Raw genomic sequence first — 12,397 nt, forward strand, 5'->3', positions numbered from 1 at the left:
CGCACCGTTCTTTGCGACGGACCGTCGACTCGGCGTATCGTGGTCTCTGACACACAGTCACGGCTCGTCGTCGGCCTCGTCGGCGGGTCCCATCTGGTCAACCACGCCTACTTCATGCTGCTGCCGCCGATTTTCGGCCCGTTGAAGGCCGACCTCGGGGTGACCGACGCCCAACTGGGCATCGCGCTCGGCACCGTCGGCGTCGTCGTCACGGCGTTGCAGTTGCCGTTCGGGTCGCTGTCGGACTCGCGCAGTCGGACGTCGGTGCTGGCTATCTCGCTCACGTTCGGCGCACTCGGTGCGGTTCTCACTGCCACCGCACAGAGCTACGAGTGGCTACTCGTCGCGAGCGTCGTCGTCGGCGTCGGCATTGCCGGCCACCACCCGGCCCACTACCCGCTCATCGGCGCGGCGACGACGGCGGACACGCGGGGGCGTGCGTACAGCGTCCACGGCTTCACTGGGGCGCTCGGGTTCGCCGCGCCGCCGGCCATCGTCGCCACGGCGAGCACGCTCGGCGTGGACTGGCGCGTCGCCGTCGGCGCTATCGCCGCCGTCGGTGCCGTCTACGGCGTCGCCTGTCTCCTCGCGTTCGACCGCTACGTGGACGAGTCCGTCACGCACCCGACGACTACCGACGGACCCGTGGAGGGCCCGCTCCTCGACAGAGTCCGAAGCGAACTCCGGAGCGTCGTCGCCTCGCCGCCCATCGTCGCGCTCACCGTCCTCTGGTTCGTCACGTCGATGGCTGGGTGGGGCATCAAGCAGTATACGGCGACGCTCCTCTCGTCGGGCTACCCGATTCCCGACGCCACCGCGAACTTCGCCGTCTCGGCGATGCTCGTCACCGGTGCGATACTCATCTTCGCCGGCGGGTGGCTCACCGACCGCTACGCGCCGGCCCCGGTGCTGGTCGGCGGCTACGCCGCATTGGTGGTCGTCGCCGGCTTGCTCGCACTCGGGTCGCTCCCGGTGCTCGGTGCGCTGGCGCTCGTCCTCGTCCTCTCGGCGACGGTGGACGGAAGCCGACCCGCGCGGGCGTCGCTGGCCGACGCCCTCTCGTCGGCGGACTCGGCGGGCAAGAACTTCGGCCTGCTCACCATCGGCATCTCGGGGGGCGCGGCCGTCGCTCCACCTGTACTGGCCGTCCTCGTCGAACGGGCCGGCGTCGCGGCGGCGTTCTGGGCCGTCGCCGGTATCGGCGTCCTCGCTATCGGACTGACGGCACTCGTGCTCGCCGTCGGCGGCGAGAGCGGCCGACAGCGCCCCCAACCCGGCGACTGACCTGCCGTGCGTTTTTACCGACCGACCACGTAGCTCCGCTCACAATGGTTTCGCTCGACTCCGAGTCCGACGTCCTCGAACGGGGTGACGCCGCCCCGTCGTTCGAACTGCCCGGCACCGACGGGGCGACGTACGCGCTCGACGACTTCGCCGAGTACGACGCGCTCCTCGTGGTGTTCACCTGCAACCACTGCCCCTACGCGAAGGCGAAGATTCCGGAGTTGAACCGCCTCGCCGAGGAGTACGACGACCTCGCCGTCGTGGGTATCAACCCGAACGACGAGGGAGCCTACCCCGACGACTCCTTCGACCGGATGCGGGAACTCGTCGAGGGCGGCGAGGTGGCCTACGACGCGTACCTCCGAGACGAAGGGCAGTCCGTCGCGGCGGCGTACGGGGCCCGCTGTACCCCCGACCCGTTCCTGTTCCGGAACGACGGGGGGACCTTCCGACTGGCCTACCACGGCCGTCTGGACGACGCGCCGAACCCCGACGACGACCCGAGCGACCGGGAGATGGCACGCCACGTCGAGGCGTTGCTCGCGGGTGACGAGGTAACGGCCGCCGAGAAGCCCTCCCGTGGCTGTTCCATCAAGTGGCGAAAGGGTAACGAACCGGACTACTGGGACGTCTGACACCTCAGCTGAGGGAACCGCGACGAACCGCTTCTGCCGAGTGGGTTACGATTCGGACCCCGGCGTGTCCCGAGTCGCTCGCGTCCGTCACTCGGGTCACGGCCGGAATCGCCGTCTCTTGTTCCTGACGCGCCCCTCGCTCAACTTTAAGGACCAGTGCGGCGATTGTCATCGTGTACCATGAAGAAGCTCATCAACGACCCGGACGACGTGGTCGACGAGATGTTAGACGGGATGGTCGCGGCGTACCCGGACCGCGTCCGTCGGCTCGACGGGACGAACGTACTGGTCAGAGCGGACGCACCGGTCGACGGGAAGGTCGGCGTCGTCAGCGGCGGCGGGAGCGGCCACGAACCGACACACGCCGGCTACCTCGGCGAGGGGATGCTGGACGGCGCGGCCGCGGGCGAGGTGTTCACGTCGCCGACGGCCGACGAACTGGAGGAGATGGTCGCCGCCGCCGACAGCGGCGAGGGCGTCCTGATGGTCGTGAAGAACTACGAGGGCGACGTGATGAACTTCGAGACGGCCGGCGAGATGGTCGAGATGGAGGGCACCGAGGTAGCCGAAGTCGTCGTGGACGACGACGTGGCCGTCGAGGACTCGTTGTACACCTCTGGTCGCCGCGGGGTCTGCGGCACTATCCTCGTGCACAAGGCGGCGGGCGCGAAAGCCGCCGAGGGAGCGGACCTCGAAGAGGTCCAGCGGGTCGCCCAGAAGGTGGTCGACAACGTCGGGACGATGGGGATGGCCCTGACCTCCTGCGTCACCCCGGAGAAGGGCGAACCGACCTTCGACCTCGGGGAGGACGAGATAGAACTGGGCATCGGCATCCACGGCGAACCCGGCGTCGAACGGACCGAGATGATGTCGGCCGACGAGATTACCGAGGAACTCACGGAGTCGGTGCTCGACGACCTCGAGTTGGACGAGGGGCAAGAGGTCGTCACCATCGTCAACGGGATGGGCGGCACGCCGCAGATGGAACTGTTCGTCGTCAACCGGAAACTGCAGGCGCTGCTCGGCGACCACGGACTGGAGACGTGGGACGCGTGGGTCGGCGACTACATGACGTCGCTGGACATGATGGGGTGTTCCATCACCGTCTGTGCTGTCGACGACGAGTTGCAGGAGTTGCTCGGTGCGCCGGCCGACACCCCGGCGCTGACGGTCCGATGAGCGACGAGGGCGCTGCGGTGGTCGCGGCGGTGCAGGCCGTCGCCGAGCGGTTGGAGGCCGAGCGGAGCTACCTGACCGACCTCGACTCGGCCATCGGCGACGCCGACCACGGGGGGAACATGGCCCGTGGCTGGAAGGCGGCCGCGGAGGAGGTGGCGGCACTGGACGACCCCGACCCGGCGACGGTGGTCAAGACAGCGGGCAAGACACTCCTCTCGGAGGTCGGCGGCGCGTCCGGGCCGCTCTATGGCGGGTCGCTCGTCTTCGCCAGTCCGGAACTCGACGAGGGCATCACCGCCGAGACGGCGGTGGCGTTCGCCGAGACCTACCTCGAGAAGGTGCAGGACCGCGGCGACGCGCGAGTCGGCGACAAGACGATGGTCGACGCGCTGGTGCCGGCCGTCCACACGTTCAAGAAGTCCGTCGAGACGGACGACCTGCCGCCGGTGGAGGCGCTGGCGAAGGCCGTCGCGGCCGCGGAACGCGGCGTCGACTTCACGGTTCCCATCCGGGCCTCGAAGGGGCGAGCGTCGTATCTCGGGTGGCGCTCCGTCGGCCATCAGGACCCCGGTGCGACCAGCACGCTGTACATCTTAGAGGAACTGCTGGCCGCCGCAGAAGAGCAGTTAGACGTGGCCGAGACGCCCCCCGTCGACGCCACGTCGCCGACGGTTCCGGACGGCGAGGAGGCCGCCGAGGACTGATGGTCGGACTCGTCGTCGTCTCGCACGGGCGGAAGGCCGCGGAGGGCATCGCCGAAGTCGCGGCCGAGATGGGCGGAGACACTCGCATCGAACCGGTCGGTGGCGACGGACAGGGTGGGTTCGGGACGGTGCCCGACGACATCGAGGACGCCCTCGAAGCGGCGGACGACGGCGACGGCGTCGTCGTCCTCGTGGACCTCGGGAGCGCGGTGATGAACGCCGACGTCGCAATCGAGATGAGCGACGTGGAGGCGGTCATCGCCGACGCGCCGGTCCTCGAAGGGACGGTCAACGCCGCCGTCGCGGCGACCAGTCCGAAGGCGACGCTCGACTCGGTGCGCGAACAGGCCGAGGCGGCCCGCGATATCGACAAGCTCTGACCGGGCGCTATCGCCCCGCGTGGCCCTCGGCGATGCCGTTGAGTTTCGTTATCCGGAGGCGCGCCAACTCGAAGTCGATGTCGTCGACCGGCCTGTCGTGCACCTCGTAGTACGGGATGTCGAGGTGTCTGGTAGCCTCCTCGACGGCCGAGTCGACGTCGCCCTCGGAGACGACCTTGAGGGTGCCCTCGGCCACGACGCTCTTCCAGCCGTCGTCAGTCTGGTCGTAGACGACGAAGGTGACGTGTTCGGCCGCGTCGAGGAACTTCCGCTTCTGACTCCCGGGGGCGAACCCCAACCGGAAGTAGATGCTCGAATCGTCCCCGTGGTAGTTGAACGAGAGCGGCACGCCGTAGCCGTCGTTCTCGCGGCCGAGACAGAGGACCCCGGTCCGTTGGCTCTCGAGGAAGTCGGCTATCTCGATGCTGTCCATGTCGAGTCGGCTCATACGAGTACCGTTGGTCCCGGACGGACGTATAGAATTGCCAATATTTTCAGCGGGTCGGGACGCCTACGTTAGTCGAGACGGGCCGCCACCGCCGCCCGCGTCTCGCAGGCCAGAACCTCGTCCGCGAGGGCCGCCGCCGTCTCGCTGTCTGTCTCGCGAACCCGCTGTTTGACCGCGGGGACGGTGACGGCGCTCATCGAGAGTTCGTCGAGGCCGAGACCGACGAGCAGTTCGGTCAGGTCGGGGTCGCCGGCCATCTCGCCGCACATCCCGACCCACGCGCCCTTCGCGTGGGCGGCGGTCACGGTCCGGTGGATTGCCCGGAGGACGCCGGGGTGAAGCGGGTCGTGGAGGGCGGCGACGCCGTCGTTCTCGCGGTCGGCGGCCATCACGTACTGCGTGAGGTCGTTCGTTCCGATAGAGAGGAAGTCCAGTCGGTCCGCCAGTGCGTCGGCCACGTGGGCGGCCGCGGGCGTCTCGACCATCGCGCCGATGGCCGGTATCTCGTGGTCGACGCCCTCGCTACCGAGGCTGGCGGCCACGGACTCCACGCACCCCAACACGGCTTCGACTTCTTCGACGCGGGACACCATCGGGACCATCACGGCGAGGCCATCGCCGGCGTCGGTCGCGGCGGCCCGGAGCAGTGCCCGCAACTGCGTCTCGAAGAGGTCGGCGTGGTCCCCGAGCGAGAGGCGGACCCCGCGGCGGCCGAGGAACGGGTTCGGTTCCTCTGGCAGGTCGAGGTAGGGTACCTGCTTGTCGCCGCCGATGTCCAGCGTCCGGACGACGACGCGCTCGTCGGGGAACGCCTCCAGCGCGGCCGTGACGGCCTCGAACTGCTCGTCCTCGTCCGGCGGCGACTCACGGTCGAGGAAGAGGAACTCGGTGCGGTAGAGGCCGATGCCGTCGGCCCCGCGTGCCGTCGCGGGGTCGAGTTCCGCGGGGCGTCCGACGTTGGCCGCCACCTCGACTTCGCGGCCGTCGGCCGTCGTGACGCGGTCCTCGACGACCGGCGCGTCGGGCGTCGCCGCCGCCGCGCGCCGCTCCTCGTCCGGGTCGACCACCACCTCGCCGGCGTCGCCGTCGACCAGTACGGTCGCTCCCTCTGAAACGCCGTCGAGGGCCTCCCCGACGCCGACGACGGCGGGAATCGCGAGCGACCGGGCGATGATGGCGGCGTGGGAGGTGCGCCCGCCGGTGACCGTGGCGAGGCCGGCGACGGTCTCGGGGTCGAGTCCCGCGGTGTCGCTCGGTGTGAGTCGGTCGGCCAGCAGGACCGTCCCTTCCGGGAGCGCGGTGAGGTCGGTCCCTTCGACGCCGAGCAACGCCCGCAGCAACCGGTCGCGCACGTCCCGCAGGTCGTCCGCCCGTTCGGCCATCCGCCCCTCCATCCCTTCGAACTGCTCGATTGCGTCGGCGTAGGCGTCGGAGACGGCGTGCTCCGCGGTCGTCCCGTCGTCGATGGCGGTCTCGATAGCGTCGACCAGTTGCGGGTCGTCGAGGAACTGCTCGTGGGCCTCGAAGACGGCGGCCTCGTCCTCGCCGACGGACTCCGCGGCCCGGTCTCGGGCCGCACGGATGGCCTCGCGGGCGTCGCGCTGTGCCTTCTCGAACCGTTCGCGCTCCGCGTCCGTGTCCACGGTCGCGGGGTCCGGTCGGTCCGGCAGTTCGAGGGCGGTTGGGCGATACCAACGGGCGGTCCCGACCCCCGACAGCGGCGTACTCCCGACGCCCGAGAGCGTCGTCACGGGCCCTACGCCTCCTCGACCGGGGTGGTCAGCACCGCTTCGAGGGCGTCGAGGGCCGCGGCCGCGTCGGGACCGTCGGCGACGATGCGAACCGACTCGCCGTGTTCGACGTTGAGACCGGTGACGGCCAGCATGCTGTTCGCGTCGACCATCTCGTCGGGTTCTGCCCCGTCCCGACCGACGGTCACGGGGGCGTCGTACTGGTTGACGGTCTGTACGAACTCCGAGGCCGGACGGGCGTGCAGGCCCGCTTCGGGGACGACTTGGACGGTTCGCTCCATACCTCCCCATGGAGTGGGCCGACCATTACCGTGTTGCTGGTCGCCGGTGGGTTCGCCCCTCGACGACGATGAACCGACTCGACGGGCCGAGACTTTACGCCCTACCCGCTCGGACGCCCCGTATGGACGAGACACCGCTTCCAGAGGTGACCGAACAGTTCGCGCGAACGTTGGCTCCCGACCCGGACGAGGTCATCACCGAGATGGACGAGAAGGCCGACAGCGAGGGGTTCCCGACGGTCGGCCCTGCCGTCGGTGGATGGCTCCGATTGCTCGCCCGTATGACGGACGCCCGACGGGTGTTCGAGTTCGGGTCTGGGTTCGGCTACTCGGCGTACTGGATGGCGCCGGCGATTCCTGCAGACGGCGAGATAGTCCTGACCGAAATCGACGCCGACGAACTCGACGAGGCGCGCGACTTTCTCTCGCGGGGCGGGTACGCCGACCGCGCGTCGTTCGAACACGGCGACGCCATCGACGTCGTCGAGCGCTACGACGGTCCCTTCGACGTGGTGCTGATAGACAACGAGAAGGACCGCTACGCGAAGGCGTTCGAGGCCGTCCGCGAGAAAGTGCCCGTCGGTGGCGTCGTCGCGGCCGACAACGCCATCGAGGCCGGCCCGCTCTCCTTCGAGGACGTGCAGGCGCTCCTCGCGGGCGAGGACGTCGACGCCAACGCGACGAGTCGCGGCATCGCGTCGTACCTCGAACGGGTCGTCGACGACTCGGACTTCGAGACGGGGTTGCTCCCCCTTGGCGAGGGCGTCGCGGTGAGCGTCCGAGTGGACTGACTGGGGTCGTCGGCGACCCAGCCCAAAGGTGATACGGGGTCCGCCCGAATCCGCCGGTGGACGATGAGCGAGGACACTTCGGCCGAGGAGACTGCCGTAGACGAGGCACGAATCGACCGCGCCGCCGACGAGGTGGGCGTCGAGAGAGCGGCCGTCGCGGACGCGCTGACGGTCCTACACGCCGACCTCATCGGTCGGCACTCCGAGTTCGAGTCCGAACCGTACGTGACGGTGGACGGCGTGCGCGCGTATCGGCTATCCGCGTCCACGGTGGACGACGTGGTTGCGTCGTTCGACCTCGACCCCGACGTGGCGCGGGCCGCCGTCCTCGCCCACACGGAACAGGCGCGTCTCCTGTTCGCGCAGTCGGTCGAGGGGAGCGACGACTTCGACGCCGACGAACGCGGACTCGTCGTCGGCGTCGACACCGCCGAACAGTTCTGAACCCCCATTCTCGCCTGCGAAAATGGGAGTGCATAGCTTATGTGGCAGGCCCGGCAAGTCAGCGCCAACCGACCAGACATGAGCCTGATGATAGATATCCGGAAGCTCGGGCTGTTCAACAAGATGGCCAAGGAGGGGGGCAACACCGTGGCCAACCACCTGAGTCAGATGACGGGGATGGAGACCGAGATGGAGATTACCAAGATAAACTTCATCGACATCCCCGACATCAAGACTCACGTCGGCGACGAGAAGCAAATCGGCATCAGCATCGAGATGGTCGAGAAGCCCCACGGCTACATCCTCTTTCTGTTCAACGCCCAGAGCGCGAAGGACCTCGCACACGGCATGATTGGCGACATGGGCGAGACCGACCCGAACGCCTCCGGATTCACCGACATGGAGCGGTCGGCCATCCAAGAGATAGGCAACATCATGACCAGTGGCTTCATCGACGGGTGGGCGAACGTGCTGGATACGACCATCGACATCTCGACCCCGAACTTCACGTTCGGCCCCGGTAGCGGGATGGTAGACCAGTTGGTCGGCGGCCGGGACACCGACATGGCGCTCATGTTCGACTCGCGGGTCCACGCCCTCGACTCGAACATCAACGTGAAGGTGTACACGTTCCCGGAACTGGAGGAACTGGTCGACCTGATGCAACAGATAGAGGTCTGACCGGCCGACAACTCCGAGTCTATCACGATTAATTTACCGGGCTTCATGTAGGATGAGCCCTAGTGCCACGGTATGCCAGGTGGCTCAGCCCAGACCCTGCGACCGTTCCTGTGGCGCGCACAGCAGTTGTACTCCGAGACGGACGTGGTCTCTCGGACGCACGACGGAATCACGCGCTACGACTACGGGGAGTTCGGCGACCGGACCGCACAACTCGCCCACGCGCTGTCGGCGGCGGGGTACGGCGACGGCGAACGCATCGGGACGTTCTGCTGGAACCACCACCGGCACTTCGAGACGTACTTCGGCGTTCCGGGCATGGGGGCGCAACTCCACACCATCAATCCGCTCCTGCCGGACAAGCACGTCCAGTACATCGTCGAGAACGCGCAGGACCGGACTATCTTCGTGGACCAGTCGTTCCTGCCGAAACTCGAAGGGGCGGTGGCCGACGACCCCGACTCCTTCGAGTCCGTCGAGCGCTTCGTGGTGATGGGCGACTCCGTGCCCGACACCGACCTCGACGCGGTGGCCTACGAGTCGTTCCTCGACGGCCACCCGACGGAGTACGACTGGCCCGACCTAGAGGAGGACCGACCGGCGGGCCTCTGTTACACCTCGGGGACGACGGGCCGGCCGAAGGGCGTCGAGTACACCCAGCAGATGCTGTGGGCGCACACGATGGCTATCCAGTCCCCGCAGGGGATTCCGCTGGCCGACGACGACGTGATTATGCCCGTCGTCCCGATGTTCCACGTCAACGCGTGGGGCCTCCCGTTCTCGGGGACGGCCGGTGGCGCGAAGCACGTCTATCCGGGTCCGCAACCGGAACCGGCGGACCTCGCCCACCTCATCGAGGACGAGGGCGTCACCGTCACCGCCGGCGTCCCGACGGTGTGGCTCGGCCTGATGGAGTACGTGAAAGAGCACGACGTGGACCTCTCGTCGCTGGAGCGCCTCGTCGTCGGCGGGAGCGCCGCCCCCGAGGCGATGATTCGCTTCTTCGACGACCACGACGTCGAACTCGTCCACGCGTGGGGAATGACCGAGACGGCCCCCGTCGGCACCGTCGCCCACCTGAAGTCCGACCTCCGAGAGGCCGACTACGAGACGCAACTCCAGAAGCGGACGAAACAGGGGCTCATCGTCCCGGGACTGGAGTACCGGGTCATCGACGACGACGGGCAGGAAGTCCCACACGACGGGGAAGCGTACGGCGAACTCCACATCCGCGGGCCGTGGGTGACGACGGAGTACTTCAAACGCCCGGAGGCCACGGCGTCGGAGTTCGAGGACGGCTACCTCAAGACGGGCGACGTCGTCTCCGTCGACGAGGACGGGTACATCAAAATTGTGGACCGGGCGAAAGACGTCATCAAGAGCGGCGGCGAGTGGATATCCTCGCAGGAACTGGAGAACGAACTGATGGCCCACGAGCACGTCTCGGAGGCGGCAGTCATCGGCGTCCCGCACGAGCGCTGGCAGGAGCGACCGCTGGCCCTCGTCGTGCCGACGGCAGACGCCGACGCCGAGACGCTGGCCGACGAGTTGCGCGACCACGTCCTCGAATCGTACCCGAAGTGGTGGGTGCCGGACAACGTCGTCACCATCGAGGAAGTGCCGAAGACGGCCACCGGGAAGTTCGACAAGAAGACCCTGCGCGAGGAGTACGCCGACGAGACGCTGGTCGAGGGGCAGGTCCCCGAGGACGCCTCGCCCGAGTGAGGGACAGAGTGGCGGCCCGCCGACTTACTGTACGCCCGCGACGAGCGACCGGACCTCCTCCCGGTAGCGCTCGGGTTCGAGGCCGAGGTCCACGTCGACGGAGACGGTGATGCCCTCGCTCAGGTCGCTCTCGATTGTCTGCTGGAAGTTCTCCGCTGGGTGTGCGCCCCCGGAGACCAGCACGTAGTCGCCGTGGTGCCACACCGCCAGCACCGCGCTGATTCCGATGTCCGTCGGCGGAATCTCGACGCTCTCCGACTCGCTGACCGAGAAACTGATGCCCTCGAAGGGATAGACCGCCCGCAGGTTCACCGTCTCTGCCGTCTCGCCGGTGTCGACGTCGATGGTCCCGGTCCCAGCCTCCTCGATGTCGGTCAGCCCCTGGTTGCGCATCTGCTGTTCGAACTGCTGGCGGGCGCTGGCCTGCACCTGGTCGACGATTTGGGCCTGTCCGACGCCGGCCGGCAGGTTGTCGAGGTTCGGGCTGAAGTCGATTCGGGAGGCGAACCACACCGACAGCGCCGTCTCGACCTGTCCGAGCGTCCGTTCGGCGACGCGCTGTCGGAGTTGTGCGTCCTGATACTGGACGGTGTGCTGGACCGCTCGCAGGGTCACCGGCCCGTAGTCCTCTTCGAGGACCGTCCCGCTGTTCTCGCCCGACTGCTCCCACCCGCCGGAGTCCAGTCGGTCGTTCGGTACCGCCGGCGGCGGCGTCTCCGCGGCGGCAAAGAAGGACGAACACCCGCTCAGAGCGGCAGCACCGACACTCGCACCGACGGCCAGATAGTCACGACGGTTCATGTCTGGGCCTCGTCGTTCCCGTCAAAAAGCGTCCCGGCCCGATTATCAGATTTTTCGAGGGAACAACTCCGGAGAGGTTTCACCGAGTTCCACGAGGTATATGGTCACACCGTCCATGGGGAACTGCATGGAGTTACTCTCAGACTACCCGGTGCCGGACCACGCACTCGACGTCAAGCGTGAGGCGCGGGAGTTCGCCGAAGAACACATCGCACCCAACGCCGCCGACTACTACGAGTCGGGCGAGTATCCCCGCGATATTCTGGAGGCGGGGATGGACGCCGGCCTCGTCGCACAGGACCTCGGTGAGGACCTCGGTGGCAGAGGGCTCGACCTGCACCAGGTGCTGGCCATCGCCGAGGAGTTCTACAAGGCCGACGCCGGCATCGCGCTGACCCTCCAGTTGGCGAGTTTCGGCGCGGAAATCGTCGAGGAACACGGCGCGGACTGGCAACACGAGGAGTTCCTCCGCCCCGTCGCTCAGAACGACCAGATTACCGGCCTCGCCGTCTCCGAACCCGAGACGGGGAGCGACCTCGCCGGGATGACCACGAGCGCCGAGAAGGACGGCGACGAGTGGGTCATCAACGGCGAGAAGTACTGGGTCGGCAACGCCGTCGAGGCGGACTGGCTCACTCTCTACGCGAAGACGGGCGACGACCCGAACAACCGGTACGGGAACTACTCGATGTTCATCGTCCCGACGGACGCCCCCGGCTACCACGCCGAACACATCCCCGAGAAGATGGGGTTCCGGGCCTCGAAACAGGGCCACATCGTCTTGGAGGACTGCCGCATCCCCGAGGAGAACCTCGTCGGCGTCGAGGGCGCCGGGTTCTACATGCTCGCGGAGTTCTTCAACCACGGCCGCGTCGTCGTCGCCGGCCACGGCATCGGCCTCGCCGCGGCCGCCATCGAGGAGGCGTGGGAGTTCGTCCACGACCGCGAGGCGTTCGGCAAGACCGTGGACGAGTTCCAGGCGGTCCAGCACAAACTCGCCGACATGCACCTGAACTTCCAGTCCGCCCGGTCGCTGACGTGGGACGCCGCCGACCGCGTCGCAAATCAGGAGAACGCCGGCTACTGGGCCGCACTCGCGAAGACGAAAGCGACGGAGGCCGCGACGGACTGCGCCGAGAAAGGGATGCAACTCCACGGCGGCCGCTCGGTGCTGACCGAGAACCGCATCTCGCGGGTCTACCGCGACGTCCGAATCCCGGTCATCTACGAGGGAGCCAACGACATCCAGCGCAACCTCATCTACCGGCAGGCCCCGCAGTAAGACCGTCTTAC

At 67.9% G+C, this 12,397-nt stretch carries 14 protein-coding genes; 10 read left to right on the forward strand and 4 right to left on the reverse strand.

What is annotated here, in order from left to right:
• Positions 1–39: 39 nt before the first annotated feature.
• From Hhyl6_RS15515 to dhaM, 5 genes are all read left to right on the forward strand, one after another.
• On the forward strand, positions 40–1,284 hold the full coding sequence (locus Hhyl6_RS15515; RefSeq protein ID WP_483740160.1) for an MFS transporter: 1,245 nt from the start codon (positions 40–42) through the stop codon (positions 1,282–1,284).
• Between the two features lie 44 nt (positions 1,285–1,328).
• Positions 1,329–1,919: a thioredoxin family protein gene (locus Hhyl6_RS15520; RefSeq protein WP_483740161.1), complete on the forward strand. Its 591-nt coding sequence runs from the start codon at positions 1,329–1,331 to the stop codon at positions 1,917–1,919.
• A gap of 180 nt (positions 1,920–2,099) precedes the next feature.
• The gene (gene dhaK / locus Hhyl6_RS15525) at positions 2,100–3,098 is read left to right on the forward strand and encodes a dihydroxyacetone kinase subunit DhaK (protein ID WP_483740162.1); all 999 of its coding nucleotides are present in this window, start codon (positions 2,100–2,102) and stop codon (positions 3,096–3,098) included.
• Positions 3,095–3,802 (forward strand): dihydroxyacetone kinase subunit DhaL, encoded by a 708-nt coding sequence (gene dhaL, locus Hhyl6_RS15530; protein ID WP_483740163.1) that lies wholly within the window; start codon positions 3,095–3,097, stop codon positions 3,800–3,802. Before dhaK ends, dhaL begins: the two co-directional genes overlap by 4 nt.
• A complete protein-coding gene (dhaM, locus tag Hhyl6_RS15535; protein ID WP_483740164.1) occupies positions 3,802–4,182 on the forward strand; it encodes a dihydroxyacetone kinase phosphoryl donor subunit DhaM in 381 nt (126 codons plus the stop codon). The genes dhaL and dhaM overlap by 1 nt, the downstream gene beginning before the upstream one ends.
• 7 nt (positions 4,183–4,189) lie before the next feature.
• Here dhaM and Hhyl6_RS15540 read toward each other — a convergent pair whose 3' ends face one another.
• The 3 genes from Hhyl6_RS15540 to ptsH1 all read right to left on the reverse strand — a co-directional run bounded on the left by Hhyl6_RS15540 (position 4,190) and on the right by ptsH1 (position 6,662).
• The gene (locus tag Hhyl6_RS15540; RefSeq protein ID WP_483740165.1) at positions 4,190–4,630 is read right to left on the reverse strand and encodes a pyridoxamine 5'-phosphate oxidase family protein; all 441 of its coding nucleotides are present in this window, start codon (positions 4,628–4,630) and stop codon (positions 4,190–4,192) included.
• A gap of 68 nt (positions 4,631–4,698) precedes the next feature.
• A complete protein-coding gene (ptsP, locus tag Hhyl6_RS15545; protein WP_483740166.1) occupies positions 4,699–6,381 on the reverse strand; it encodes a phosphoenolpyruvate--protein phosphotransferase in 1,683 nt (560 codons plus the stop codon).
• A 5-nt stretch (positions 6,382–6,386) separates the two neighbouring features.
• The gene (gene ptsH1 / locus Hhyl6_RS15550) at positions 6,387–6,662 is read right to left on the reverse strand and encodes a phosphocarrier protein HPr (protein WP_483740167.1); all 276 of its coding nucleotides are present in this window, start codon (positions 6,660–6,662) and stop codon (positions 6,387–6,389) included.
• Between the two features lie 122 nt (positions 6,663–6,784).
• Between ptsH1 and Hhyl6_RS15555 the strand changes: the two genes are divergently transcribed.
• The 4 genes from Hhyl6_RS15555 (at position 6,785) to Hhyl6_RS15570 (ending at position 10,303) form a co-directional block, all read left to right on the forward strand.
• On the forward strand, positions 6,785–7,453 hold the full coding sequence (locus Hhyl6_RS15555) for an O-methyltransferase (protein ID WP_483740168.1): 669 nt from the start codon (positions 6,785–6,787) through the stop codon (positions 7,451–7,453).
• Between the two features lie 63 nt (positions 7,454–7,516).
• Positions 7,517–7,897, forward strand: a complete 381-nt coding sequence (locus Hhyl6_RS15560; protein WP_483740169.1) for a DUF8048 family protein — start codon at positions 7,517–7,519, stop codon at positions 7,895–7,897.
• A 78-nt stretch (positions 7,898–7,975) separates the two neighbouring features.
• Positions 7,976–8,578, forward strand: coding sequence for a chemotaxis protein CheC (locus Hhyl6_RS15565; protein WP_483740170.1), 603 nt, complete (start codon positions 7,976–7,978; stop codon positions 8,576–8,578).
• A 72-nt stretch (positions 8,579–8,650) separates the two neighbouring features.
• Complete coding sequence (locus Hhyl6_RS15570; RefSeq protein WP_483740171.1) at positions 8,651–10,303, forward strand: long-chain fatty acid--CoA ligase; 1,653 nt, start codon at positions 8,651–8,653, stop codon at positions 10,301–10,303.
• 24 nt (positions 10,304–10,327) lie between these two features.
• Here Hhyl6_RS15570 and Hhyl6_RS15575 read toward each other — a convergent pair whose 3' ends face one another.
• Positions 10,328–11,104, reverse strand: a complete 777-nt coding sequence (locus Hhyl6_RS15575) for a DUF6517 family protein (protein ID WP_483740172.1) — start codon at positions 11,102–11,104, stop codon at positions 10,328–10,330.
• 127 nt (positions 11,105–11,231) lie between these two features.
• Here Hhyl6_RS15575 and Hhyl6_RS15580 point away from each other — a divergent pair, with 127 nt between their 5' ends.
• Entirely contained in the window at positions 11,232–12,386 is a 1,155-nt protein-coding gene (locus tag Hhyl6_RS15580; RefSeq protein WP_483740173.1) for an acyl-CoA dehydrogenase family protein, read from the forward strand.
• The last annotated feature ends 11 nt before the right edge of the window (positions 12,387–12,397 follow it).

It is taken from the genome of Haloarcula sp. H-hyl6, assembly GCF_056934455.1.